The sequence below is a fragment of the Dietzia sp. NCCP-2495 genome, assembly GCF_026011735.1.
Taxonomy (GTDB): domain Bacteria; phylum Actinomycetota; class Actinomycetes; order Mycobacteriales; family Mycobacteriaceae; genus Dietzia.
Map to the genome: position 1 here is coordinate 156028 of NZ_BRVN01000005.1, position 25923 is coordinate 181950.

Genomic DNA, 25923 nt, shown 5'->3' on the forward strand with positions numbered 1-25923 from the left:
AGTGGGCGGCGAGGCTAGGTCTCGGCTGTGCCGTCGAGGACGACAGCGCCCGGGCCCACTCTGTCGCGGATGCCGATGAGCAGTTCGGCGACCGACCACGCAGTGATGGCAGAGGTCCGTCCGCCCGAGCCCGGGTCCAGCGAATTCTCGAAGCTCAGCTCGTAGCTGCCCAGCGGTGAGTCGAACTCCACGACATGTCTCGTGCGGCTGACCTGCGGATCGGCAAGGACGATTACTTCTGCGCGGTCGAGACCGAGCGTGGCCAGGGCGAGGGCGACCGACGCGTTGGAGGTTCGAGGGAACCGGAGTGCCGCCTCGCGGGCGCTGCCGCGGAACACCTCCCGTGGTTCGCGGAGATTCTCGTCGACCCCCAGCGCGGCGGGGCTCTTGATGGTGACGTGACGCAGCCGGGCGTCGGCGGTGCTGGCCCGGGACGCGGCGGCGAGGACATCCAGCCCCCCGACCGCGCCGGCGGGCACGAGCACCCTGCCCGGCAGTGCGGACCTGTCGTGCGGTGCCGCGATCAGCTCACGCGGATTCTCGTGGCGTGCGAACACGCCGCAGGAGCAGACGATGATGTCCTTGCCGGCGGCCGTCACGCGCGGGATGAACTCCTCCGCGGCGTCGACGGTGGTCGCCTCCACCACCACGTCGGCTTCGGCGATCGCCCCATCGATCTCGTCAGACGTGCTCCCCGAGTGGAGCTCCGCGATGAGGCGGGCCCCGGGGACCCGCCCGTTCTCGACGGCCTCGATGACGGCGCCGCCGATGGCGCCGGCCCCGATCAGGGCCACGGTGAGGGGGCGGGCACTGCCGGGATTCCGGGGGAGAGGGGCCATACGTCCCGAACCTACCCAGTCTCGTCAGTTCTCGTCAGGCATCGTCAGGTGCGTGAGTTCAGCTGGGCCTGCAGCCGCCGCATCCCGCGCAGCCAACGCTCGGGCTGGGTGGCACGGGTCGCGTAGAACGTCGCGACCTCCGGGTGCGGGAGGATGTAGAACTCCTCGCCGTGCAGGGCGGCCATCACGTCCTCGGCCACCTGCTCCGGAGTGAGCACGTTGTCGCCGAACACCACGTCGCCGAGCGCTCCACCGGGAAGCAGTGGGGTCTGTACCCCCTGCGGGCACAGGCACTGGACGATGACGCCCCTGTCCCCGTAGGTCACCGACAGCCACTCCGCGTACGCGACCGCGGCGTGTTTGGACACCGAATACGGCGCGCTGCCCAGCATGGTGAGCAGTCCGGCGGCGGAGGCGGTCACCACCAGGCGTCCCTCGCCCCGCTCGAGCCAGTCCGGGATCAGCTGGTCGGCGGCGTGGACATGCGCCATCATGTTGACGGCGAACGACCGCTCCCACGCCGCGGGGCTCGCGTCGCTACCGGTCTCGATACCGGCGTTGGCGAAGTACGCGTCGACCTGGCCCAGGTGCGCACGGGCGCCGGCGAGGAGCGCGGCCACTCCGTCAGCGGAGGCGGCGTCGCCGGGCACCGCGAGTGCGCCGATCTCGCGCGCGGTGGCCTCGCAGCCCGCCGAGTCGAGGTCGTTGACCACCACCTTGGCCCCGGCCTGTGCCAGGCGGCGGGCCAGGGCGCGACCGATGCCGCTGCCGGCCCCGGTGACGACAACCCCGGCACCGTCGAGCCAGGCGGGGTCAGACGCGGGACATGAATCTGCGCTGCTGTCTGCGGTGGTGGTCACGTGAGGGGTCCTCTACTCGAGTGGTGGTCAGCGGAGCTGGCGGCGGAGCATCTTCCCCGTTGCGGTCTTGGGGATCTCGTCCATGATGTCGACCAGTCGGGGATATTTGTACGCCGCCATGCGGGTACGGCAGTGATCGATGAGCTCCTCCGGAGTGGCGGAGACTCCCGGTCGGAGGCTGACGAACGCCTTCACCGTCTCTCCCCGGTACTCGTCGGGCACGCCCACCACCGCGGCCTCGCGCACGGCCGGGTGTTCGTAGAGCACGTCCTCCACCTCGCGGGGCCAGACCTTGTAGCCGGACGCGTTGATCTGGTCCTTTTTGCGATCGACGATGTAGAACCACCCGTCTGAGTCCATGAAGCCCCCGTCCCCGGTGCGGAGTTCGCCGCCAGGGATATCCGAGGCGGTGGCCTCCGGCTTGTTCCAGTAGCCGGCCACCACCTGGGGGCCGCGGGTGACGAGCTCGCCCACCTCGCCGGTAGGGAGCTCCGAGCCGTCCTCGCCGATGATCCGCACCATCGTGTCGAAGACCGGCACGCCGACGGAGGTGGCACCACTGTCCGGATCGACGGGTGCACGGACGCCGAATGGCACGGCGTGCGAGGGCGAGGTGGTCTCGGTGAGTCCGTAGATGTTGTGGATGTAGTGCCCGAACTTCTCCTCGAATGCCTGGATGGTGCTCGGCGGGATCGGCGCGCCGGCGGAATAGATCTTGGTCAGCGTGGACAGCGCCGCCGGATCCACGTCGGGGACGTTCATCAGCGCGATGAACACCGTGGCGGAGCCGACCGTGAACGTGGCGCCGTGCTCGGCGACAGTCCGCACGGTCTCGGCCGGATCCATCCGGCCCATCAGCACCAGCGGTGCCCCGGTCAGCAGGGACACGGCGATGTGGCCGACCAGCCCGGTGATGTGGAACAGCGGTGCGACGCCCAGGATGACGTCGTCGGGGCCCAGCCCCACCCAGTCGCGGTAAGTGCGGGCGTTGAACACCACGTTGGCGTGCGTGGTCACGGCGCCTTTCGGCGGGCCGGTGGTCCCCGAGGTGTAGGTCAGGAAAGCGACCGACTCCGGGCCCAGCTCCGCCTCCGCGGGCCGCTGGTCGCGGTAGCGCTCGAGCAGGTCGGCGAGGTCCGTGGTTTCCGCGTCGACCCGGCCGCCAGTGGCCGCGTCGGCAGCGGCGCCGCCCGGTACCCGGTCCGCAGTGAGGGCCCCTCCCTCCGGAATCGTCAGCACCGTGCGCACCTGCGTCGCCTGCACCACGAGCGACGCCACGTCCCGGTAGAGGTCCTCCATCGCCACTAGCACAATGGCCCCGGAATCGGTGAGGATCTCCGACAGTTCCCGGGAGCGGTACATCGGATTGGCGGACACGGCGATCCCGCCCGCCTTCCACGTGCCCACCTGGGCGATCACGAACTGCGGAGCGTTCTGCGCGTAGAGCGCCACCCGATCTCCCGACTGGAAGCCGTCGGCCAGAATCCCGACGGCAAATGCATCCGAGAGTTCGTCCAGCTCACGCCAGGAAAGCCGGCCGCCGCCGAAGCGGATCGCGTCGGAATCCGGAGTACGGGCCACGGTGGCTGCGACCATGTCCAGCGCAGTGGGGAACTCGCTCGTGGAGCCGTCCCGCCGGACGTCCGGATAGAGAGCGCGCCACGGCGCGGCCGTGTATGCCCCGGACGGGGCCGTGATCGCAGGCGGCGCCGTTGTGTCGGATGTGGCCGTGGGGCCGGACGGGACCGTGGGGTCGGACGGAGCCGTGGGGTCGGAATCGCTCCCGACCAGCGGGGGAGTGGTCATCCCAGAGCCTTTCTCGTACTCCCGTCAACCGCTACGGGTCGTCAGGGGAACTCGGTGTCGTCGTCGTTGTCGTCACGTGGACCGCGGTGACCTTCGCACCACGTGGGGTATTGCGCGCATCACATGCGGTGTGTAATCCTGATCACAACTTGACTGCCCGTCAAGTTTCCTCGACAGACCGTCCACTTCGCACACGGTGGACGGACGCCCCCACCCCGACAAGGACGCGGACATGGCCTTCACCCTCCCCGAGTCGAACATCCCCCTCGACATCGACTTCGACCCCGACTACCTCCGCGAGCGCTTCGAGGCCGACAAGCAGGCACGGCTGCGCAAGGACACCCTCGACCAGTTCCAGAACCTCGACGACGTGCTCGAGATCGCCGACCACGACCCCTTCAGCGAGCCGATCACGCGCGAACCCGTCACCGAAGAACTCGACGTCCTGGTCCTGGGCGGCGGCTTCGGAGGGCTCACGGCCGGCGCCTACCTCACCATGAACGGAGTGACGAACTTCCGCATCGTCGAGTACGGCGGCGACTACGGCGGCACCTGGTACTGGAACCGGTACCCCGGCGTCCAGTGCGACATCGAATCGCACATCTACATGCCGCTTCTCGAGGAGACCGGCTACGTCCCCAGCCAGCGCTACGCCGACGGGTCCGAGATCTTCGAACACGCCCAGCGCATCGGTCGCCACTACGACCTTTACGACAAGACCTACTTCCAGACCCGCGCCACCCACGCCCAGTGGGACGAGGCCGAGCAGCGCTGGGAGGTCACCACCGACCGCGGCGACCGCTTCGTCACCAAGTTCTTCATGCGCTGCAACGGAGCCCTGACCAAGCCCGTCCTGCCCAAGGTGCCCGGAATCGGTGACTTCGAGGGAAAGATCTTCCACAGCAGCCGGTGGGACTACGACTACACCGGCGGCTCGGCGGCCGGGAACATGGAGAACCTCCGCGACAAGCGCGTGGCCGTGGTGGGCACCGGCGCCACCGGAATCCAGATGGTGCCGTACGTCGCCGAAGACGCCGAGCACCTGGTGGTGGTACAGCGCACGCCGAGCGTGGTGCAGCCGCGCAACAACCGCAAGACCGATCCCGCCTGGGCGGCGTCCCTGAAGCCCGGCTGGCAGTACGAGCGGCACGACAACTTCAACGGCATCATCAGCGGCCACGAGGTGGAGGGGAACCACGTCGACGACGGGTGGACCCATCTCTTCCCCGAGCTCACCGGTCAGCACCTCGTCGACACCCCCGTCGGTGAGCTGCCCGCCGGCGACCAGGCAGTTGTGGCCGAGATCGCGGACATGAAGCTGCTCATGGGCGCCCACGCCCGCGTCGACTCCATCGTCCGCGACCCCGCCGTGGCCGAGGGACTCAAGCCCTGGTTCGGCTACATGTGCAAGCGGCCCTGTTTCAACGACGAGTACCTGGACACCTTCAACCGGGACAACGTCACCCTCGCCGCGTCACCCACCGGCATCGACGGGATCACCGCCACGGGCATCGTAGTGGACGGAGTCGAGCACGAGGTCGACTGCATCATCTTCGCCACCGGGTTCGAGACCGGCTCGGGTCCGGCCGGCATCTACGGCTACGACGTGATCGGCCGCGACGGCCAGTCCATGCAGGAGTACTTCTCCGACGGCGCGAAGACCTTCCACGGGTTCTTCACCCACGGCTTCCCCAACTTCGTGGAGCTGGGCATGACGCAGACGGCGTATTACGTCAACTTCGTCTACATGCTCGACCGCAAGGCCCGGCACTCCGCGCGCATCATCAAGCACCTGCTGGACAACGACCTGGGCACCTTCGAACCGACCCTTCAGGCCCAGACCGAGTGGGTGCGGAAGGTCCGCGAGTCCAACGAGCCCCGCATGGCCTACTGGGGAGCCTGCACCCCCGGCTACTACAACGGCCAGGGAGATGTCTCCAAGGCAGTGTTCATGGACGTCTACAACTCCTCCGAGATCGACTTCTGGAACATGATCGAGGACTGGTGGCACGCCGGGACCTTCGACGGGCTGATCATGGAGCCGTCGACGACGGCCGTGCCGGTGGCGTAGTGCGATTCAGTGGCATGGTGCGGTTCGGTGGCACTGCCGGACGTGGCGCACATCGTCGGTGGTCAAGGCGCCTAGGGTATGACCCATGAGCACCGGCATCTCGGAATCCGCGTCCGACGTCCAGAGCGGACGTCGGAGGCGGATCCCGCGCGGTGAAATCCAGAGACAGGCGATTCTCGACGCGTTCGAATCACTATTGGGCGAGATGTCGGCGGTGGAGATCACGGTCAAGGACATCACCGACGCGGCCGGGATCAAACGGCCCAACTTCTACTTCTACTTCGAGTCGAAAGACGAGATTCTCGCCGAGCTCGTGGGCGAGGCGTGGAAGGCCTGGGACGAGGCGATCGGCAGCTACCACCGGCACGCGGGGGAGACCCACGCAGACTATTTCGACCGGCTCTTCCGGGTGTCACACACGGTCTGGGTGCCGCGGGGACGGGCACTCGTCGCCGGATTCCAGGCGACCGCCTACGACGAGAAGCTGCGTGCCCGATGGGCGGAACTCGACGAAGAACTCTATTCCCAGCTCGCCGACCAGATGACACGGGACGCGGAGGCCGGGCTGATCGCGCCGCCGTCCGACGATCACTACAGGCTGGTGGTGACCGTGACCGACATGATCACCTATGCCTTCTACAGAGACCGCAGGCTCGAGTGCACGCCGGAGGAGTCCGCGCGGATGCTGGACAGCCTCAAGGCCGTGTGGCTGCGAGCGTGGGGAGCCACCGACCCGGCCCACTAGCGAACAGCTGCTGGTAGGCGGCTTCGGCGTGGGTGTCACGGCGTGGGCGCCGTCAGGCCAGGTGAACCGGGTCGCCCTCGCTGATCCGGCCGGGTTCGACGACACGCAGGTACACGCCGAAGTCCATACCCGTCCGGGCGGCGAGCGCCTTGAGAACCGCGCCGTCGTGGGGGAGCTCCGCCTGGGGAAGGCTGACCATCACGCACCGCGGGATACGGACCGTGACCTCGCAGACCACCTCACCGAGCATGAGCCGGCGACCCACCCAGTCGAACTCGGGGAACCCGCCGGGGTCGGACTCCGGGAACCGGCCGGGTCCGCCGTCCGTGGACACGATGATGTTCTTGCGGAACCGGCGCGGGTCGATCGAGGAGCCCGGAACCGTGCCCTGCACAGATCCCAGCGCGGTGGTGGTGGCCAGCGAGAGCGGCATCGCGTCGAAGTAGGTGTCGCTCCTCTCGGCCTCGGAGAGGCGGCCACGCCGGTGATGCGCGTGGTTCCCAGGAGACTGCCGCGGCCACAGCGTCACGCGCCGGCCAGCTGCTGCGGACAGGGCGGCGTCGACGCCGTTGTCGTCGTCGTCGCTCCGCACCGTTCGTCCCCCTGGCACCGTGATCTCGACCGGCGGCGCCCCGGCTCCGACGGGTTCCGCCAGGTACCGGGCGTGGAACTGCAGCAACGACGTGAGCTTCTTGGCGTTGGTGATTCGTCCGGTCTCCTCGTCGCGCAGGGCCCACCCACGATCGCCGGGGAATCCCCACCGCTCGGTGACCTCGGTGGAGACCACGCGGTCGCCACGCATCGACTTGACCGGGAAGCGCCACAACTCGGAGATCACGCCCACCTGCATGGTGACCACTCTGTCATTGCCGCCCACCCCGGCGTGTGACAACCTCGTCCACAGGGTCCCGACACGGGGACTTCCGGACGAGGGCGGCCGTACCCGGTGTGCGACAAGACGGCGCGCAGGAGGCCGTCGTGTCGTGGATCATTCTCGTCTTGTCCGGTGTGCTGGAGGCCGTGTGGGCCACCGCGCTCGGTCGCTCGGACGGTTTCACCAGGCTCTGGCCGACCGTGGTGTTCGCCGTGGCGCTCGTCGTGAGCATGGGCGGACTGGCCTACGCCATGCGCGACCTGCCCGTCGGGACCGCGTATGCGGTGTGGGTGGGCATCGGGGCGACGCTGACCGTCGTATACGCCATGGCGACCGGGGGTGAGCCGGTGTCGGCGCTCAAGGTCGTGTTCCTGGTGATGATCATCGGCGGCGTGGTGGGGCTCAAGGCGGTCAGTTGATCACCTCGTGCCCGGCTGCCATCACCCTGCGTCGTTGGCGGCGTTCCCGTCCGCGGCGGGGTAACAGGCCGTCTGGCCGCCGTAGGTGAACCCGGCTCCCTCGACGTTGGCGATGGTGATCGTGTCGCCGCGCTCGTTGGCGATCCGCAGTACGTGGTGAGCGCTGCCTTCCATCGGGACCTCGGAGCCGTCGGTGTAGCCGTGGCCCTCGATGATCTCGCGGATCCGTGGCCACGCCTGCCCCCACTGGTCGTCGTCCATCACCGTGGTGACGCTCATCTGGGGCGCGTTGTAGACGTACAGGTCCACGTCGCACGCGGTGACCGCGCCGCTGGACGGGTTCTGCTGCCACCCGTCCGCGCCGAGCGTCTCCTCGGCCACCGCGCGGACCTCCTCGAGCGTCGCGTCCAGCTCACGCCTGGGATCGTCGATGGTCATGGCGTCGGTCACGGGGTGCTCCTCGGTGGTCGTCGGGTCCTCGACGATCTGGCTGTCTGTGCATCCGGCCGCAACGGCCAGGACGCCCGCGCCCAGCGCCGCGGCCAGGACGCGGCGGAGGACGGAGGGGTGGGACGGGCCTTCTCGCATGCTGGTCACCTCGCCAGGAGGTCGAGCCGGTCCGCCGCGATGGCGGCGAGGTTGTGCTGGGAGACGGTCTCGTTCTTCGTATAGATGCTGTGTGCGCCGACGTCCTCGCCGTTGATCCGGTTGTAGTCGGCGCGACCGTAGCGCGTGTCGTGGGCGACCGGCTCGCCGGTCTCGGGGTGGGTCCGCACCACCACGTCGCTGGTCTCCATGGACAACTCCTCGAGCCCCCACTGCCGCGGCGGATTGCCCAGTCCCGCCTTGGTGGTGCCGACCTCGCCGAAGAACTCGTTGACGAAGTCGCCGTCCTCGGTCATGTGGAACGCCCGGCCCTCGTCGATGCCGAGCGCGTCCTTGTCCGGGAGGGGCCGCATGAGGTCCTCGGTCGGGGCGGTCTGCGTCGGATAGGTGGTGGAGGTGTCCGGGCGGAGCTCGGGGAACCCGGGGCTGCCGTAGAGGGCGAGAGTGTCCACCGGGGACCTCCCGTCGGCGGCGAGCTCCTGCGCGGCGATGCCGGAGGTGGTCGAGCCGTACGAGTGGCCGAACAGTGAGAGGTTCACGTCGGTCGTGTTGTTGGCCACGGCGATCCCCCGCACGGCGTTCTCGACCTTGGACGACTCCTGCATCGCGAGCGTATTGGTCCCCACGCCCAGGATGTCGGCCTTCTGGGGATGCTGGTAGGCGAGGAACGCGATCGTGGCGTGCGACTCGCCGGGAGCGAGCTCGGTCGCCGCGAGGTTGAGGTTCTGCGCGTCGTTGACTTTGCCGATCACGCTGTCGTGCACGTTGGTGGTGTAGCCCTCGACGGACATCTCACCGTAGGGGCTCACGCCGCGGCGGACGCGCACTATGGGGCAGGGATGAACGTCATTTCACCTGGGCGGGTGAACGAATGGCTGCGCTGAGCCCTCGACTCTCCCGCCTGGCCCCACCCGCCCGCCAGCTCAGCCCGCAGCGGGGATCGGCGGCGCCGGGGCCTCGGTCACGTCGGTGTGCCCGGTGCGCAGGTACTCCACCACGGCGTCGTCGACCACGGTGTTGCCCTTGGCCACCTGGCCGTGGTCGCCGCCGGCGACGGTGATCATGTGCGCGCCCATCCGGTCCGCCAGGGCGTGGGCGCCGTGCAGGGACGTCTGCGGGTCGCCGACGGAGTTGAGCAGCAACGGCCGGGTCTCGAGCGCGTCGCCGCTGAGCTCGACGGGCGTGGTGATCGCGGGCGCGCCGGCGCAGGCGGCGCCCGAGCTGAACATCAGCCCGGTGGCGTCGAAGATGTCGCCGGTGACGAACTGGGTCCACAGGAACCCGGGGTAGTCGAGCGGCCGCGGGGCCACCCGGTTCTCGTTGCACAGCACGACCGATTGCATGTTGAGCGCGATCATCGCCTCCTCCGGAAGCTCCGGCATCTGCGGGTCCCCGCCGCCCCCGGAGATGGGGTGACCGGCGGCCAGGGCCTCGGCCAGCACCGGCCATGCCGCCGACTGTGCCGCGAGTCCGCGGGTGGAGGCGAGCGTCGGGGAGGCCGCCTGGACGGCGCCGGGGGTCGCCAGTTGCCGGGCGAGCCCCTCGAGCTGCACGCGGGCGGGGCCGGTCAGGGTGGTCCCGGCCATCCACGGCTCGGCGAGGGCCTGCCACGCCGGCGGCACGTCGCCGACCCGCGCCGGAGGCGGGGCGAGCGTGGCGGTGGTGCCCGTCTCGGCGAGGACCTGCTCGGTCCACCGCTGGTACACCTTCAGCGGGGTGTCCCCGAGGCCGTAGACGGCGTCGTTCGCGGCGATCCACTCGAACATCGCGTGGACGCGCTGCTTGTACGGCTCGTTCTGCTGGAAGAGGACCTCGTTCCACATCCAGTCCGGGTTCGCGGCGGAGTCGAGCACCATCTTGTCGGTGTGCTGCGGGAACAGGGTGGCGTAGGTGGATCCGAGCAGCGTGCCGTAGGACAGGCCGTGGATAGAGATCCGCTCCTCACCCAGCGCCTGCCGCACCAGCTCCCAGTCGCGGGCGGTGTTCTCGGTGGTGAGGTGCCGCCAGTCGTCGCCGCTGGCGGCCTCGCATCCGGCGCGGTGGGCGGCGCCGCCGGCGGTGGCGAGGGTGAGAGGGTCGGCGGCCATCGGCTCGCAGAGCAGGGGACCGGCGTGGGCGAGGCCGCGCGGCTGGACGCCGATGAGGTCCCACTCGTCTCGCAGTGCGTCCGGCCAGGTGAACATGCCGTCGTCGAAGTAGGTGAGGGAGTCGCCGCCGGGACCACCGGCGTTGCCGAAGAGGGAGCCGCGCCGTGCGCCCGGGTCGCGCGCCGGGAGTTTGGAGACCGTCACATCGATCGTCTCACCGCCAGGCTGGGAGTAGTCCTGCGGGACGGTCACGGCCGCGCAGACCGCGCCTGGGGTGGTCACCGTCTCCGGGCACGGGCCCCAGGCGAGGGAGGAGGCCGGGGCGGGAACCGCCTGTGAGGTAGGTACGGTCGGCGCGGCGACGGAGAGTCCGGGGACGACGACGGCGACGGCCGCGAGCGCGGCGACGAAACGTGGGGACGTGATTCGGCTTCGACGACTGGGCATATGCCAAGCATCCCAGAAGGCCGCGCTGTGAACATGGCCATGACGGATGTCATGGGTGACAACGTGACATCTGGCCCTTCGCACGGCGCCCGCGGGCGACGAGGCTGGACTCATGACGACACGCACCAGTCCGGCACCGCGCACCCCTCCGGCAGAGCGCACGCCTCCGGCACCGCACACCCCTCCGGCACTGGAGTTCCAGGGACTCACCAAGTCGTTCACCGTGCCCGGATCCGGGCCCGTGCCGGCGGTGCGCAACATCGACCTGCGCATCGAACCCGGAGAGGTAGTGGCGCTGCTGGGCCCCAACGGAGCGGGCAAGACCACGACGCTCGACATCGCTCTGGGTCTGACCGAACCGACCGGCGGTCAGGCCCGGGTCTTCGGTCAGGCTCCGCGTCGGGCGGTGGCGGACGGGCGGGTGTCGGCGGTGTTGCAGTCCGGCGGTCTGCTGTCGGATCTGACGGTCGAGGAGACGGTCCGGGCGATCGCCGGGCTGTATGAGAGCACGCTCGGCGTGGGCGAGGTGCTCGACCGGGCGGGCCTGGCGTCGATCGCCGGCCGGCGCGTGGCCCGGTGCTCGGGCGGTGAGCAGCAGCGCCTGCGTTTCGCGCTGGCACTGCTGCCGGATCCGGACCTGCTCATCCTCGACGAGCCGACCGCCGCGATGGACATCGCCACCCGCCGCGAGTTCTGGTCGACGATGCACGCCGAGGCCTCCTCGGGCTCGACAGTCGTGTTCGCGACCCATCACATGGAGGAGGCCGAGGCGTTCGCGGACCGGATCGTGCTGATGGCGCGCGGCCGGATCGTCGCTGACGGCCCGGTAGCGCGGATCCGCGCGATGGCCTCGGGCAGCACGATCACCGCCGTGTGGAGCCCCGTCGACGGCGAGCCGGCCCCCGAGGAACTCCCCGGTGTCACGGGCGTGGAACGCACCGCGGCACGGGTGATCCTCACCAGTTCGGACAGCGATTCCACCGCCCGCGCCCTGTTCGCCAGGACCGCGGCGCACGACGTCACCATCACCGCGAGGTCGCTCGACGACGCGTTCCTCACCCTCACCGCCGAGCCGGAGGCCTCCTGATGAACACCACCTACTGGGCAATCGACCTGCGCCGTACCGGCCGCGACGTCACCAACATGTTCTTCATCGTGGCCCTGCCCGTCGTGATGTACCTGGTCTTCGGCAGCGCGCAGTCGTACACGGACGCGCCGGTTCTGCGCGGCAATGTAGGAGCGGTCGTCATGGTGTCGATGGCGGTCTACGGCGCGGTCACGGCCACCACGACGATCAGCGGTGGGGCCGCCCTGGAGCGGTTCCAGGGCTGGGGCCGTCAACTCGGGCTCACCCCGTGGAGTAGCGCGGGGTACGTGACCACCAAGTCCGCGGTGGCCATGACGATCGCGGCGGTGCCCGTGGCCCTGATCGGCCTGGTCGGCGCGCTGACCGGCGCGGAGGCGACGCCCCTGGCGTGGGTGCTCTCGCTCGGCGCGGCGTGGCTGGGGTCGGCGGTGTTCTCCGCGTACGGGCTGGCGGCGGGGATGGCGTTCCGATCCGAGTCCGCGCTGGGGGTGGCCGGCGGCAGCCTGGTCCTGCTGGGCTTCGCGGGCAACCTCTTCGTCCCGCTGTCCGGGTTGATGTTGGACCTGGCCCGTTTCACCCCGCTGTACGGGGTCAACGCGCTGGCGCGGTATCCGCTCACCGGCGGGGTGATCAGCGAGGGGGTGTCGGATCCACTGTGGCTGCCGATCCTCAACGTGGTCGCGTGGGCCCTCATACTGGGTGGGGTCGCCGCGGTCCTGGTGCGTCGCCGTCGGGGTCGGGTGTGACCGAGGGGACGACGACGACCCCCCACACCGCCAGCACCAGCACTGACAGCACCCACCCCGCCGACACCCACCCCGCCGACACTTGCACCGCGAGCACCCGCACCGCGTGCGCCCGGTCCCGCAGAGGAGGACACCACCACATGGCCGTGACGGAGCGGAGCTGGACCAGTAGGTGGTCGCGCATCCGGGGACTGTCCTCCGGACCCGCCGTCCTGTTCTCGCTGATCTGGCAGGTCTTCCTGATCTACCCGATCCTCGCTGTGGTCACCGCGGACGCGAGTGCAGCCCGAACGGTCCTCGGGTTGACGGCCGTCGCGGTCTTCTCCGTGACCTATCTGTTGGCGTTCGCCTCGCCCGCCGTGACCGTCGGCTTCCCCCTCCACCTGCGGCGGTCCGGCGGTGCCGACACGGTCGAGTCGGAGCTGGCCGATCGCGGCGGCACCGAGCCAGACCACGCCCGGAAGGTCGCATCGACAGGTCTCGGCTACCTGGCCGCGTTGGTCGTCTGCGCCTTGGCGACGATGCCTGCGGGGGGCGTCATGGCTGTCACGACGTTCCTGCCGTTCCTGGCCTGCTACGTCACCGCGGTATGGCCACTGCGGTGGAGCATTCCGGTCTCCATGGGGTTCATCGCGATCGGTTCCGCCACGGCGTTCGGGATCGGCGAGGTGGGACCTCTCATCCCTGCACTCCTCGTGGTGCCGGTGTCACTGTCGATGGCGGGCACACGGATCTCCGTCGGCGTCAGCGTCCGTGAGGTGCACTTTCGCCGCGCGCTGGGCGTCGTGGAGGAGCGTGAGCGTGTCGCCCGCGACCTGCACGACGTGCTGGGCCACACCCTCACTGCCCTGTCGATCCGGGCGCAGCTCGCACAGGCACGGCTGGACACCGATCCCGATGCCACCCGCGCGGAGTTGGTGAACATCGAAGAACTCACCCGGACTGCGCTACGCGAGATGCGACTGACCGTGTCCGGTATGCGTGTTACCGATCCGGACACCGAGCTGGGGAATCTGTCCGGATCGCTGAAGTCGGCGGGGATAGCCCTCGTCGTCGTCGGATCTCCTTCCCTCGTCCCCGACTCCCACGGTGAGCTCGCCGCCTGGACGTTGCGCGAGGCGGGAACCAACGTCATCCGTCACTCCGGCGCCGGGTGCGTCACGGTGGAGTTCTCGAGTGGGGGCGTGCGGATCACCGACGACGGCGTGGGCATCGACACCTGCTCCCAGGCCACGGGTGGGCAGGGACTGCGCGGACTCGCGGCACGGGCCGCGGCGGCCGGCGCCCGGCTGACGATCGGCAGCGGCAGCGGCAGCGGCAGCGGCAACGGCAACGGCCACGGTCGCGACAAAGATGCTGGCTACGGCGAAGACGCCGGCAACGACTCGGTCGGGACCGTCGTCGATCTACGGTGGGCGCCATGACCGTCCCCGCGATCCGGATCGTCCTCGCCGACGACCAGGCCCTCGTGCGCGGCGGGCTGGCCGCACTGCTGGCGATGGAGGAGGACATCGACGTGGTGGCAGAGGTCGGGCGCGGCGACGAGCTCGAGGACGCGGTCACCAGGCTCCGGCCGGACGTGTGCGTGGTGGACATCGAGATGCCCGGAGGCGACGGGATCACGGTGACCAGCCGCATCCGCGAGGCGTTTCCCGAGGTTCGGGTCCTGATCGTCACCACGTTCGGGCGACCGGGCTACGTCAGTCGAGCGCTCGCCGCGGGGGCGGGCGGATTCGTCGTGAAGGACACCCCGGCCCGTGAACTCGCGCAGGCCGTGCGTCGGGTGCACCGCGGGGAGACCGTGGTGGATCCGGACCTGGTGCGGGACTCGATGATGTCCGGACCCGACCCGCTCACGCCCCGCGAGAAGGACGTCCTGCGTGAGGCGTTGGCGGGGGCGCGCGTCGCCGACATCGCCGCCGCCCTCCACCTGTCGCAGGGGACCGTGCGTAACCACCTGTCCTCGGCCATCGCCAAGACCCACACCTCGACGCGTGCAGAGGCCGCGCACGAGGCCCGTCTGCGCGGTTGGCTCTGACCCCCGCCACCCGGCCTCCCGCTTCCCGACCTCCCGAATCCGCTACTCCGCCTGTGGATCCGCTACCCCCAGAGCGGTAGCGAATGTGGAGGCGGAGTAGCGGATTGTTGGGGTTGGGGGACGGGCGCGGGGCGTATGGTCGAAGTCTCGACGCCAGGAGGACTCGTGACACAGGACCAGCCCGATCAGACTGCACAGGCGGACCAGGCAGAGCAGGCAGACCGGCCCGATCAGACCGCACAGTCGAACCGGCCCGGACCCGGCACCGCGCCGGTCGATCCGGTGAGCAAGTACCCCGTCGACATCCCGCTGCAGACCCAGCCCTTCCCGGGCCTGGCATCCGAGCTGATCCCGCCCGCCGATCACGGGGAGTCCTCGTGGGTCGGCCACGGCCGCCTCGCCGGCCGACGCGCGCTCATCACCGGAGGCGACTCCGGGATCGGGCGGGCGGTGGCGATCGCGTTCGCCCGCGAGGGCGCGGATGTGGTGATCGGCTACCTGCCGTCGGAGCAGTCCGATGCCGATGAGGTGGCCGCCCTGGTGCGCGAGGCCGGCCGGACGTGCGTGCTCCTGCCCGGTGATGTGGGCGACGAGGCCACGGCCCGACGGATCGTGCGCGAGGCGGTCGACGGACTCGGCGGGCTCGACGTACTGGTGCTCAACGCTGCCAGGCAGACGTTCGTCGCGAATCTGGAGGACCTGTCGTCGGAGCAGTGGGCCGAGACGATGAACGTCAACGTCAACGCCCCGTTCTGGCAGATGCAGGAGGCGCTTCCGCACCTGGAGCCGGGCTCGAGCGTGATCTTCACGTCCTCGGTGCAGGCGTACACCCCGTCCGCGGGGCTGGTGGACTACGCGGCCTCCCGCGCGGCGGTCAACACGATGTCCAAGTCGCTGGCGCAGCAACTCGCGCCGCGCGGGATCCGGGTCAACGCCGTGGCCCCGGGGCCGTTCTGGACCGCGCTGCAGGTCAGCGGCGGCAAGGATCCGGAGCAGGTGCCGTACCACGGGCAGAAGAACCCGCTTAAGCGGCCGGGGCAGCCGGTCGAGATGGCCGGGGCGTACGTGTACCTGGCCTCGGAGGAGTCCTCGTACACCACCGGCAACACGCTCTCGGTGACCGGCGGGGCGCCGACGCCCTGACGGGCGGGTCGCCCACGCCGTGACCGGCGGCTCGCCCATGCCGGAAATGGTGTCGCCCTCCCGGCCGCGGGATCATACGACCGGGAGGGCGAGTTCGTGGGGGCCGCGCCGCCCCCGCTCGGCGGAAGGGGTCCGCCGAGCGGGGCCGGGTGCCGGCCGGGTGATCAGGTGTCGTGGATGAGCACGCCGCGCATGATCTTCCCGTCCTGCAGGTCCTGGTAACCCTGGTTGATCGTGTCGAGGGTGTAGGTGGTGGTGATCAGCTCGTCGAGCTTGAGCTTGCCCTCGTCGTACAGGCGCAGCAGCTTGACGATGTCGTACTGCGGGTTGGCGGAGCCGAAGAGCGTGCCGGTGATGGTTTTGCCGAACAGCGCCAGCTGGGTGCCGCTGACCTGCACGGTCTTGTCGGTCATGTTGCCCAGGCCTGTGATCACGACCTTGCCGCCCTTGCCGATCACGTCGAAGGCCGCGGACACGACCGGCTCGTCGACGGTGCCCACCAGGATCAGCGCCTGGTCGGCCATCTGGCCCCAGGTGAGCTTCTCGACGGCGGCGTGGGCCTCCTCGGCGGTGGCGAAGGCGTGGGTGGCGCCGAATTTCAGGGCCTCGTCGCGCTTGAACTGGACGGGGTCCACCACCACGACGTGGCGGGCACCCGAGTGGACGGCGCCCTGCACGGTGTTGATGCCGAGGCCGCCGATTCCGTAGATCACCACGGTGTCGCCCTGGCGGACGCCACCGGCGTACACCGCGGTGCCCCAGCCCGAGGGGACACCGCAGCCGACGAGCACGGCCTTGTCCAGCGGCAGCCAGTCGTCGACCTTGACCACGGAGTGCTGGGAGATGACCGACCGCTCGGAGAAGGTGCCGAGCATGCACATGGCGCCGAAGTCCTTGCCGTCCGCATGGAATCGGAAGGTGCCGTCGGGCATGTGGCCGTCGAGGATCGTGGCGCCCATGTCGCAAAGGCTCTGGCGTCCGGTGGAGCAGTAGCGGCAGGTGCCGCAGTTGGGGATGAAGGAGCACACCACGTGGTCGCCGGGCTTGACCTTGGTCACGCCGGCACCCACGGCCTCGATCACGCCGGACCCCTCGTGCCCGCCGACGATCGGGAAGCGGGGCGGCAGCGAGCCGTCGGACAGGTGGAGGTCGGAGTGGCACAGCCCGGCGGCCGTGTACTTGATCAGGACTTCGCCGGGGCCCGGATCATCCAGGTCCAGCTCGATGATCTCGAAGGGCTGGTGGAGGTCGAACAGCACTGCTGCCTTGGTCTTCATGACGGGTCCTCTCGGGGAGTGGATGTGAGGGGGTTACGGGGTGGGCCGGGGGACCGGCTCAGGGGTCGGGGCCGCGCATGGCCGCGCATGGCCGCGCATGACCGCGCATGGCTGCGCCGTGCCCCTCGGGGTCACAGCTGGATGTTGACCGAGCGCGTCTGGGTGTACAGGTCGAGCGCGCCCTTGCCGAGCTCGCGGCCCCAGCCGGACTGCTTGAACCCACCGAACGGCATCGCGGCGTCGAAGCCGTTGTACTGGTTGACCCACACGGAGCCGGCCTGCAGGCGGCTGGCCACGTGGTGGGCCTTGGAGATGTCCTTGGTCCAGATGCCGGCGGCGAGTCCGTACATCGAGTCGTTGGCCTGGCGCACGGCGTCGTCGACGTCGGAGAACCGCAGGGCGGAGACGACGGGGCCGAAGATCTCGTCGGTCACCACGCGGTCGCCCGGCTTGACGTCCACAAAGACGGTGGGCTCGACGAAGTAGCCGGTGTCACCATGGCGGCCGCCGCCGGTCAGCGCCCGTCCACCGTCCTCGATCCCGGCGCGCAGGTAGTGGTTGACCTTGTCGAACTGGTCCTGGTCGACCAGCGGCCCGAGCACGGTGTCGGGGTCGAGGCCGTGGCCGATCGGGGTCTGGGCGGCGGCGTCGGCGACGGCCTGGGTGAACTCCTCGTAGATGGAGTCCTCGACGTACAGGCGGGTGCCGGCGGTGCAGGCCTGGCCGTGGTTGAACATCCACGCGGCCACGGAGCCCTGGACGGCGGCGTCCCAGTCGCAGTCGGCAAAGACGATGTTGGCGCTCTTGCCGCCCAGCTCCAGGGAGACCTTCTTGAGGTTGCCCTTGGCGGCGTCGACGATGAGCTTGCCCACCTCGGTGGAGCCGGTGAACGCGACCTTGTCCACGTCGGGGTGGCCGGAGATCGCGGCGCCGGCGTCGCCGAAGCCGGTGACGATGTTGACCACGCCGTCGGGCACGCCGGCCTCGGCGCAGAGCTCGCCCAGCAACAGCGCGGTGAGCGGGGTCTGCTCGGCGGGCTTGAGGACGAGCGTGTTTCCGGTGGCCAGGGCGGGCCCGAGCTTCCACGCGGCCATGAGCAGCGGGAAGTTCCACGGGATGATCTGCCCGCACACGCCCACGGGCACGCGCTGGGTGTAGGCGTGGAACTGCGTGTCGCCGGCGAACGGCATGGACACCGGCACGGTGCTGCCCTCGAGCTTGGTCACCCAGCCGGCGTAGTAGCGGAACACGTCGGCCGCGAACTTGACGTCCACCGCCTGCGCGATGGACGCGGCTTTGCCGTTGTCCAGCGCCTCGATCTGGGCGAACAGCTCGCCCTTCTCCTCGAGCAGGTCGCCGATGCGCCACAGGATCTGCTCGCGGTCGCACGGCTTCATGGTCGCCCAGGCGCCGTCGTCGAACGCGCGGCGGGCGGCGGCCACGGCCTTGTCGACGTCCGCGGCGGCGCCGTGGGCGACCTGGGTGATCTCGGCGCCGGTGGCGGGATCGTAGGTGCCGAAGGTGCGGCCGTCGGCGGCGTCGACCCACTGTCCGTCGATCAGCAGACGGTGCGGGCGGGCGAGGAACTCGCGGGCCTGCGCGCTGAGTCGCTCATCGACCCCCGCGGCATCGGTGGGGCGGTTCAGTGTTCCGGTCATGGCTACCTCCGAAGTCGACGACCGCCTCGGTGTGAGGCCGGTCACAAACCACTATGGAGGCGCCCGGAGGGTGCGAAGTGTTCAGTTTCTGGACAATTTCCGGATGCCGCTCAGGGGCTTCTCCGACAGGTCAGGACAAGCCGAACTCGCGCATACGGGCGTAGAGGGTCGTGCGGCTGATGCCGAGACGCTTCGCCGCCCGCGACCGCACACCGTTGCACTCGGCCAGCGCCGCGACGATCGCGTCGTACTCGCCACGCGCCAGCTCGCCCGGCGTCGGGGGTCGTCCGGCGCGGGCGCGGGCGGGTAGATCGCCCACGTCCAGTCTCCGCGCGCCCCGCCCGGTGGGGCCGTCGAGGCATTCGGTGAGGATGGCGCGCAGCGAGACCAGTCCGTTGGGCAGGTCCAGGCCGCTCACCGCGTCGAGGAACCGCGGGGTCACCGTGGGTGGCCGCATACCGCGCCGCGCGGCCAGGTCGGCGACCATGCGGCGGACGATCTCCTCGCCCTCGGTGCCGCGCTCGTGGAGGGGGCGGACCTCTGTCCGCCGGTCGCACAGGTCGAGTATCGCCGTCACCGCGGGGCGCGGGTCGTCGCGACTGGTGACGACGACGAGGTGGTCTCCGGCCGATTCCATACGCGCGGCCAACCGGCGAAGATCGGCGTCGTCCAACAGGTCGATGTCGTCCAGGATCACCGGCCCGGAACGTTCACGGAGTGCGGGCGCGACCATCTCCCGCCATGCTGTCGCGGCGTCGTCCGCCTCGGCGAGCCGGAGATGGCGGGCCCCGGGGCCGGCGATCGCCCTCGCCGTCGTCGACCTCCCCGACCCCGACGGCCCCCGGACGGCGTGACTCCGCACCGCCGTCGCGGGGGCGGCGACGACGATCCGGGACGCGAGTGTGGGCGCGGGTGTTGTCGCGGGCGCGGGCGCCCCTGGCGACTCGGGGAACGTGAGGTCCAGCAGGTGCCCGCGACGTCCTACGCGGCTGGTGGCCACCCCCACGGCGCCCACCGACAGTTCGACGACCTCACCCACATCGTCGCGCTCGACCAGGCGGCGGAGGGTGACGAGGTCGCGGGAATCAAGTCGCTCCAGGCTCGAATGAGAGGCCAGCACCACCTCGTCCCCGAACGCGCACGTCGCGGTGTCGGAGGAGCGGGTGCGTTCGACGAAGCGGCGCCACAGTTCCCGGTCGTCCGCGCGGGCGGTGTCGACATAACGGGCTTCGATGTCGGCCACGACCTTCCGGACGAAGGGCGCGAACAGTCGGGATGCGTCCGCGGTCATGCCCGTGAGGTTGACCGCGCCCACCAGGCGTCGGGTAAGCGGGTCGATGATCGGGTGGCCGTAGCAGACGAAGTCGCGCAAAACCTCGGCGAAGTGCTGCTCACCGTGGATGAACACCCCGGCCCGCGTCTCGAGCGCCGTGCCGATGCCGTTGTTGCCCAGGGCCTCCTCCGTGAGCTCGGCGCCTTCGTCGACGCCTCGCCGGAGCAGCATGCGGGAGATCCGCGCATTGTCGCGAGCCGTCCTGATGACACGGCCCTCGCGATCTGCCAGCACGAGGCTGGCGCCGGTGTCCTGCAGGACGGTGTCGAGCCCGTCCATCACCGGGCGCGCGGCCTCGGTCAGGCGGTGGGAGCGGGCGGCCCGCGGGTCGGGCGCCCCCGGGCGGGCGCTGTGCGGGGTCAGGCCACTCAACTCGGACCGGCGCCACGCCAGGTCCAGCGGGTTCGCATCGGGCGAGTGGGATGGGTGGGCGGTCCGGGGCACGGTCACCTCCGATAGGTCAGGCAGTGTGATCCACACCATACGGACGTGGCGGCGATCGCGCCGGTGACCTGTGGCACACAGGAATCTCCCAGCGAATCCGCCGGGAACTCGCGGGAACAGCCGCCATACTGAGACCCGTGAACACCGCCCCGAAGCCCCGCCCTGCTGCCGGTCCAGATGCCGCCGGAGCCGCCGCCCCTGAAGCCCGGGTGCTGGTGGTGGACGACGAGGAGAACATCGTCGAGCTGCTCGCGGTCTCCCTGAAGTTCCAGGGATTCGAGGTGGCGACGGCCCGCACGGGTGCGGAAGCGATCGACAGGGCCCGCACCTTCCGTCCGGATGCGGTGATCCTCGACGTGATGATGCCGGTGATGGACGGGTTCGACGCGGTGAAGCGACTGCGGGCGGACGGCTGCGACGCCCCGGTGCTGTTCCTGACGGCCCGGGACGCGGTCGAGGACCGGGTCGCGGGTCTGACACTGGGTGCCGACGACTACGTGACCAAGCCGTTCAGCCTCGAGGAGGTGGTGGCCAGGCTGCGCACGATTCTGCGGCGTACCGGCACCCTGTCCGCGGCTGAGCGTAGTGCGCGTCTGACCTTCGCCGATCTTGAGCTGGACGAGGACACCCACGAGGTCTACAAGGCCGGCCAGCCGGTGGCGCTCTCGCCTACCGAGTTCGCTCTACTGCGCTACCTCATGCTCAACGCGGGGACCGTGCTGTCCAAGGCGCGGATCCTCGACCACGTGTGGGACTACGATTTCGGCGGCGACGGCGGGGTGGTCGAGTCCTACGTCTCCTACCTGCGCAAGAAGATCGACACCGGAGAGCCGCGACTGATCCACACGATCCGGGGCGTGGGGTACGTCCTGCGCCAACCGCGCTGATGCCGCCCGACCAGCCGGCGGCGGGGGTGCCCGCCGTGCGCCGCCTGCCTCTGCGGGTGAGCCTGGTCCTGCTCGCGGTGGCGCTCACCGCGCTCGCGTTGGTGGGGTCGGGAGTGGCGGTGACCCGGGCGCTCGACGCGTCGATGCTCGAGCGCACCGACGCCGCGCTGCAGGAGGCCGAGCGCGGATGGGCCCGGCCCTCGGGCGAGCTGCCCGCGAACCCGCCGCCGGCGCGGGCGCCCGGCCCGCAAAGCCCGCCGAGCCGCTTCTACGTGCAGGTCCGCGATGCCGGCGGCGCGGAGGTGGTGGAGATCAACGACGAGGACTCCGCCCCCGTGGTCGACGGTCTCGAAGTCGGGGAGCCGGCCACCGTGCCGTCCGAGGAGGACGGCTCGGCGCCGTGGCGGGCTCTGCGGTTCGACGGGCCCGAGGGCGAGACGGTGACGGTGGCGACCCCGCTGACGGAGAACCACGCGGTGGTGCAGCGGCTCGTGCGCCTGCAGGTGGGTATCGGGGCCGCGATCCTGGTGGCGCTCGCGCTGGCCGCCTATCTCACGGTCCGCAGGAGTCTGCGGCCGCTGCGTCAGGTGGAGCACACGGCGGCGGCGATCGCGGGCGGCGACCTTTCCCGCCGGGTGCCCGAGGGCGATCCGCGCACCGAGGTCGGCACGCTCTCGGTGGCGGTCAACGAAATGCTGGCGCGCATCCAGACCTCGATGGCCGACGCCGCCCGAGCCGAGGACGCGGCACGCGACTCCGCGGCCGCCGCGCGTCAGTCGGAGGCGGCCATGCGGCGCTTCGTCGCCGACGCCGGCCACGACCTGAGGACTCCGCTCACCACGATCCGCGGGTTCGCCGAGCTGCACCGTCAGGGCGCGGCCGACGACACCGACCGTCTCATGCGGCGCATCGAGTCCGAGGCCCGCCGAATGGGCGTGCTGGTCGAAGACCTGCTCACCCTCGCTCGGATGGATGAGCAGCGCCCGATCGCTCGGGACCGGGTGGACCTGCTGTCGCTGGCGGCGGACGCCGTCCACGACGCCCGCGTGCTGGCCCCCGGCAGGACGATCGGGCTGGAGGTCATCGACGGCCCCGGAACGCCGGAGGTCCTGGGCGACGAGGTGCGGCTGCGTCAGGTGCTGGGAAACCTCGTGGACAACGCTCTGCGCCACACCCCGGCAGGCGTCCCGGTGACCGTTCGGGTGGGCACCGAGGCGGGCGACGCGCTGCTCGAGGTGGCCGACTCGGGGCCGGGGATGGCTGCGGAGGAGGCGGCGCGGGCGTTCGAGCGGTTCTACCGAGCGGACGCCTCACGGACCAGCACGACCGGCGGCAGCGGGCTCGGGCTGGCGATAGTGCAGGCTCTCGTCGAGGCGCACCACGGGACGGTGGGGGTCGACACCAGCCCGGGGCGGGGTGCGACATTCCGGGTGCGGCTGCCGCGCGCCCGGGACTGACGCGGCGGCGACCACCGACACCAGTTGCCAGGCAACTGCCAGCTTCACCGGAGCGTTCCCGACAGTTCACCCGCTGTACTGACTTCACAGTCAGACAGAGCCCGTCTGCGCCGGCGGGATCCACCGCCGGCGCGGCGTCACAACTGCTTGTGCGGGATTCCGTTGATCGTTCCGCCGTCGACGACGAACTCGGTCGCGGTCGCATAAGCGGACTCGTCGGAGGCCAGGAACAGCACGAAGGAGGCGACATCCTCGACCGTGCCGAGCCGGTTGAGCGGGATGGGGATCATGTCGTCCGGGATGCCCTCGGTGATCGGCGTGCGGACCAGGCCCGGGTGCAGCGAATTGCACCGGATGCCGTGCGGCGCCAACTCGAGGGCGACCGACTTGGTCAGTCCGCGCACGGCCCACTTGGCGGACACGTACCCGTGGGCCCACGGTGTGCCGCGCATGCCCTCGATCGAGGAGACGTTGATGATCGACCCGCGACCCGCCTCGATCATGGTCGTGGTGACCGCCTGACAACCGTAGAAGGTGCCCGACAGGTTGACGTCGAGGATCTGCTGCCACTTGTCGTGGCGGAACGAGGCCAGGTCGGCGCCGTTGGCGATGCCGGCGTTGTTGACGAGGACGTCGACCCCGCCCCAGTCGGTCACGGTCTCCGCCACCACCTCCGCCCACCGGTCGGGGCTTGTCACGTCCAACCGGCGGTAGCGGGCGTTCTCGCCGAGTTCCGCGGCGACGGCCTCGCCCTGGTCGTCGAGCACATCGGTGAGCACGACCCTCGCGCCCTCCGCGACCAGGCGCCGTGCGTCGGCTTCCCCCATCCCGCGCGCGGCGCCCGTGACGATCGCGACCTTTCCCTCTACCCGGCCCATGGTGTCTCCTCTTTTCAGCGGTTCAGTGTGCGGTGTGTACGGCGTGTTGTCAGCGGCGTGCGCCCACGAGGCCCGGCGCGCCGGTGAGCGGCAGGTCGAGCGTGGTGGTGAGCCCCGGAGCCGCCGCCACGACGGCGGGGATCGCGTTGACCACCCGCCCGACGCCCGCCAGGATCGCCGAGTAGTTGTGGTCGCCGTCCGCACTCTGGGCCGCCAGGTCGAGCACGTAGGACGGCTCGCCGATCACCTCGACGCGATAGGAATGCCCCTCCTGGACGGCGTAGGGCCAGTCCGGGCGGAGATCGTCGCGGGTGCGCGTGACGTGGTCGATCACGATCACCGGCTCGCCCCTGACCATCCCGGTGATCTGGAAGCGAAAGCCCGCCTGCGTGCCCTTCTTGATGGTGCAGGCCGCGACCTCGTAGGTCTCGGGTGCGGGTTCGCGCTCGACGTGCTCGGTGATCTCGTCGACCTCGACCCCGAGTCCCGCGGCCAGCAGGTGGATGGAGGCGCCCCAGCCGGCGGAGAGCACGCCGGGCAGGAACAGCAGCGGCGTCTGGTCGAGCGGGGTGCCGAATCCCATCACGTCGACCATCGACTCGGTGGAGTCGTAGGTGGCGTAGTCGGAGAACTCCGTGCAGCGGACCTGACGGACCTCGCGACAGGTGCCGGTGATCGCCAGCGGCAGCAGGTCGTTGGTGAAGCCGGGATCGACGCCGGTGACGAACAGGGTGGCCCCGCCCTCGCGCGCGGCGTTCTCGAGCCGGATGCGCGCCTTGTCCGGGACCCCGGCGGCAGGGTTGATGAGGGGAGTGGGGGCGGTGCCCGCGACGTTGATCCCCGCGGACAGATACGCCTGGATGTCCCGGGCGGCTTCGACGGGCCGGTTGTCACTCATCGCGCAGTAGACGACGCAGTCCGGACGCGCGGCGATGATGGCCTGGCTGTCCGTGGTCGCGGTGACGCCAGTGTGGACGTCGAGGCCGGCGAGCTCGCCCGCGTCCTTGCCGGCCTTGTCCGGGGAGTGGACCCACACCCCGACCAACTCGAACCGCGGGTCCTCGATGAGGTGCCGCAGAGCGATGGCGCCGGCATTGCCCGTGGCGATCTGTGCGACCCGGATGGCCATGGAAATCCCCCAAACCTGCTGTCGGCCCCGGTCGGGCCGCCTGTACGTCGCGGACGCTACCACCGGGAATCGCGCCACAGGGTCCCTTCCGGACAACTGCCTGGACAGGTGTCTGCCGATGGCAAGGAGGCGGGCCCACGGAGCCAGCGGTCACGTAACACAGCCGACACACGAGCCCACTAGCGTTCTGACCGGTTGACGCGAACGAGAGGATCACGCATGAAGCTCACCCCCCGCGAACTGGACAAGCTCACCCTGTTCACCGCGGCCTAGGTCGCGCGTCGCAGACTCGACCGCGGGGTGCTGCTCAACGTGCCCGAGGCCACCGCGCTCATCCCGTGGCAGATCGTCGAGCACGCCCGCGACGGCCGCACGGTCGCCGAGTGCATGAACCTCGGCCGGCAGGTCCTCGACGCGGGCCAGGTCATGGACGGCGTGATCGAGCGCTTGGCGATGATCCAGGTCGAGGCCACCTTTCCGGACGGGACCAAGCTCGTCACGGTGCACGACCCCATCGGGCCGGTGGAGCAGAGCGCGTGACCGGCCCCGCGCATACACACAGTCATCAGCGCAGTAACGCCCACAGCCACAGCCACGCGCACACCGATCCGGCAACCGCCCGGCTCGTCGCGGCCCTGGGACCGGAGTCCGAGGGGATGCCTGACCTCGGCATCCCGGCGGTGCGGCCCGGCCGCGATCTCGCCGACGCGGTGACGGGCCTGGTGCACACGCCGGCGGGGGAGGGTGGCGTTGTCGTCGTCGTCCCCATGACGTTCGGCCGCGCGCCCACGGTGATCGCCGACGCGGCGCGCACCCTCCGCGACGTCCGGGGGCGCCTGCATGGAACCGGCCCGGACGGCCGGGACCGGTCGGGCGGCGCGCGGGTCGCACTGGCCGCGCCGTTCGGCGACGCGACCATGCTGGTCAGCCGCCTGCGCGCGGTGATCCGGCGGCACGGCGAGGTGCGCTCGGCGCTCGTGGTGAGCCGCGCGATCGACCCGTTCGCCGACGACTCGGGGCCGGGGATGGCTGCGGAGGAGGCGGCGCGGGCCTTCGAGCGGTTCTACCGAGCGGACGCCTCACGGACCAGCG

General features: G+C 70.4%; 22 protein-coding genes, 2 pseudogenes and 1 riboswitch. Of the genes and pseudogenes, 12 read left to right on the forward strand and 12 right to left on the reverse strand.

The genetic code is table 11. The annotated features are described in order from the left end of the window. Positions 1-14: 14 nt before the first annotated feature. From OPF83_RS07245 to OPF83_RS07255, 3 genes are read right to left on the reverse strand one after another with little or no spacing between them, the layout of a single operon-like run. Complete coding sequence (locus OPF83_RS07245) at positions 15-839, reverse strand: aspartate dehydrogenase domain-containing protein (protein ID WP_264886644.1); 825 nt, start codon at positions 837-839, stop codon at positions 15-17. 44 nt (positions 840-883) lie between these two features. Then, on the reverse strand, positions 884-1699 hold the full coding sequence (locus OPF83_RS07250; protein WP_264886645.1) for an SDR family oxidoreductase: 816 nt from the start codon (positions 1697-1699) through the stop codon (positions 884-886). Between the two features lie 27 nt (positions 1700-1726). After that, positions 1727-3505, reverse strand: a complete 1779-nt coding sequence (locus OPF83_RS07255) for a class I adenylate-forming enzyme family protein (protein ID WP_264886646.1) — start codon at positions 3503-3505, stop codon at positions 1727-1729. Between the two features lie 232 nt (positions 3506-3737). Between OPF83_RS07255 and OPF83_RS07260 the strand changes: the two genes are divergently transcribed. Together OPF83_RS07260 and OPF83_RS07265 are read left to right on the forward strand one after the other, a co-directional pair. Next, positions 3738-5576 (forward strand): NAD(P)/FAD-dependent oxidoreductase, encoded by a 1839-nt coding sequence (locus OPF83_RS07260; protein WP_264886647.1) that lies wholly within the window; start codon positions 3738-3740, stop codon positions 5574-5576. An 85-nt stretch (positions 5577-5661) separates the two neighbouring features. Continuing rightward, a complete protein-coding gene (locus OPF83_RS07265; protein WP_264886648.1) occupies positions 5662-6321 on the forward strand; it encodes a TetR/AcrR family transcriptional regulator in 660 nt (219 codons plus the stop codon). A gap of 52 nt (positions 6322-6373) precedes the next feature. On the opposite strand, the gene OPF83_RS07270 is transcribed toward OPF83_RS07265, so the two are convergent. Continuing rightward, complete coding sequence (locus OPF83_RS07270; RefSeq protein WP_264886649.1) at positions 6374-7171, reverse strand: MOSC domain-containing protein; 798 nt, start codon at positions 7169-7171, stop codon at positions 6374-6376. Between the two features lie 50 nt (positions 7172-7221). Then, positions 7222-7289, forward strand: a riboswitch (guanidine-III (ykkC-III) riboswitch). A 10-nt stretch (positions 7290-7299) separates the two neighbouring features. Here OPF83_RS07270 and OPF83_RS07275 point away from each other — a divergent pair. Continuing rightward, a complete protein-coding gene (locus OPF83_RS07275) occupies positions 7300-7614 on the forward strand; it encodes a multidrug efflux SMR transporter (protein WP_264886650.1) in 315 nt (104 codons plus the stop codon). A gap of 21 nt (positions 7615-7635) precedes the next feature. Here OPF83_RS07275 and OPF83_RS07280 read toward each other — a convergent pair whose 3' ends face one another. From OPF83_RS07280 to OPF83_RS07290, 3 genes are all read right to left on the reverse strand, one after another. Next, complete coding sequence (locus OPF83_RS07280; RefSeq protein ID WP_264886651.1) at positions 7636-8202, reverse strand: hypothetical protein; 567 nt, start codon at positions 8200-8202, stop codon at positions 7636-7638. Positions 8203-8207: 5 nt separating this feature from the next. Then, positions 8208-9029, reverse strand: a complete 822-nt coding sequence (locus OPF83_RS07285) for an alpha/beta hydrolase family protein (protein WP_264886653.1) — start codon at positions 9027-9029, stop codon at positions 8208-8210. A gap of 114 nt (positions 9030-9143) precedes the next feature. After that, positions 9144-10754, reverse strand: a complete 1611-nt coding sequence (locus OPF83_RS07290) for an alpha/beta hydrolase (protein WP_264886654.1) — start codon at positions 10752-10754, stop codon at positions 9144-9146. Between the two features lie 112 nt (positions 10755-10866). On the opposite strand from OPF83_RS07290, the gene OPF83_RS07295 reads away from it, so the two are divergent. The 5 genes from OPF83_RS07295 (at position 10867) to OPF83_RS07315 (ending at position 15768) form a co-directional block, all read left to right on the forward strand. Further along, positions 10867-11841: an ABC transporter ATP-binding protein gene (locus OPF83_RS07295; protein WP_264886655.1), complete on the forward strand. Its 975-nt coding sequence runs from the start codon at positions 10867-10869 to the stop codon at positions 11839-11841. After that, positions 11841-12587, forward strand: coding sequence for an ABC transporter permease (locus OPF83_RS07300; protein ID WP_264886656.1), 747 nt, complete (start codon positions 11841-11843; stop codon positions 12585-12587). Before OPF83_RS07295 ends, OPF83_RS07300 begins: the two co-directional genes overlap by 1 nt. Positions 12588-12727: 140 nt before the next feature. After that, a complete protein-coding gene (locus tag OPF83_RS07305; protein ID WP_264886657.1) occupies positions 12728-14011 on the forward strand; it encodes a sensor histidine kinase in 1284 nt (427 codons plus the stop codon). Continuing rightward, positions 14008-14625, forward strand: coding sequence for a response regulator transcription factor (locus OPF83_RS07310; RefSeq protein ID WP_264886658.1), 618 nt, complete (start codon positions 14008-14010; stop codon positions 14623-14625). Before OPF83_RS07305 ends, OPF83_RS07310 begins: the two co-directional genes overlap by 4 nt. 282 nt (positions 14626-14907) lie before the next feature. Continuing rightward, positions 14908-15768 carry an SDR family oxidoreductase gene (locus OPF83_RS07315; RefSeq protein WP_264886677.1) on the forward strand — a complete coding sequence of 287 codons (861 nt, stop codon included), beginning with the start codon at positions 14908-14910 and terminating at the stop codon, positions 15766-15768. 164 nt (positions 15769-15932) lie between these two features. Here the strand turns inward: OPF83_RS07315 and OPF83_RS07320 are convergent, their stop codons facing one another. The 3 genes from OPF83_RS07320 to OPF83_RS07330 form a co-directional block, all read right to left on the reverse strand. Continuing rightward, positions 15933-17045: an NDMA-dependent alcohol dehydrogenase gene (locus tag OPF83_RS07320; RefSeq protein ID WP_264886659.1), complete on the reverse strand. Its 1113-nt coding sequence runs from the start codon at positions 17043-17045 to the stop codon at positions 15933-15935. 131 nt (positions 17046-17176) lie between these two features. Then, complete coding sequence (locus OPF83_RS07325; protein WP_264886660.1) at positions 17177-18703, reverse strand: aldehyde dehydrogenase family protein; 1527 nt, start codon at positions 18701-18703, stop codon at positions 17177-17179. 130 nt (positions 18704-18833) lie between these two features. Continuing rightward, on the reverse strand, positions 18834-20480 hold the full coding sequence (locus OPF83_RS07330; RefSeq protein WP_264886661.1) for a helix-turn-helix domain-containing protein: 1647 nt from the start codon (positions 20478-20480) through the stop codon (positions 18834-18836). 209 nt (positions 20481-20689) lie between these two features. Here OPF83_RS07330 and OPF83_RS07335 point away from each other — a divergent pair, with 209 nt between their 5' ends. Both OPF83_RS07335 and OPF83_RS07340 read left to right on the forward strand, forming a co-directional pair. After that, entirely contained in the window at positions 20690-21367 is a 678-nt protein-coding gene (locus OPF83_RS07335; protein ID WP_264886679.1) for a response regulator transcription factor, read from the forward strand. Continuing rightward, on the forward strand, positions 21367-22824 hold the full coding sequence (locus OPF83_RS07340; RefSeq protein WP_264886663.1) for a HAMP domain-containing sensor histidine kinase: 1458 nt from the start codon (positions 21367-21369) through the stop codon (positions 22822-22824). Before OPF83_RS07335 ends, OPF83_RS07340 begins: the two co-directional genes overlap by 1 nt. A gap of 137 nt (positions 22825-22961) precedes the next feature. Here the strand turns inward: OPF83_RS07340 and OPF83_RS07345 are convergent, their stop codons facing one another. After that, the gene (locus OPF83_RS07345) at positions 22962-23702 is read right to left on the reverse strand and encodes a glucose 1-dehydrogenase (protein WP_264886664.1); all 741 of its coding nucleotides are present in this window, start codon (positions 23700-23702) and stop codon (positions 22962-22964) included. A 49-nt stretch (positions 23703-23751) separates the two neighbouring features. Continuing rightward, the gene (locus OPF83_RS07350) at positions 23752-24831 is read right to left on the reverse strand and encodes a diacylglycerol kinase (protein ID WP_264886665.1); all 1080 of its coding nucleotides are present in this window, start codon (positions 24829-24831) and stop codon (positions 23752-23754) included. Between the two features lie 219 nt (positions 24832-25050). On the opposite strand from OPF83_RS07350, the pseudogene OPF83_RS07355 reads away from it, so the two are divergent. Both OPF83_RS07355 and OPF83_RS07360 read left to right on the forward strand, forming a co-directional pair. Continuing rightward, positions 25051-25371 (forward strand): annotated as a pseudogene (locus OPF83_RS07355) (urease subunit gamma). After that, a pseudogene (locus OPF83_RS07360) lies at positions 25368-25923 on the forward strand (hypothetical protein); the annotation flags it as partial. The pseudogenes OPF83_RS07355 and OPF83_RS07360, both read left to right, overlap by 4 nt.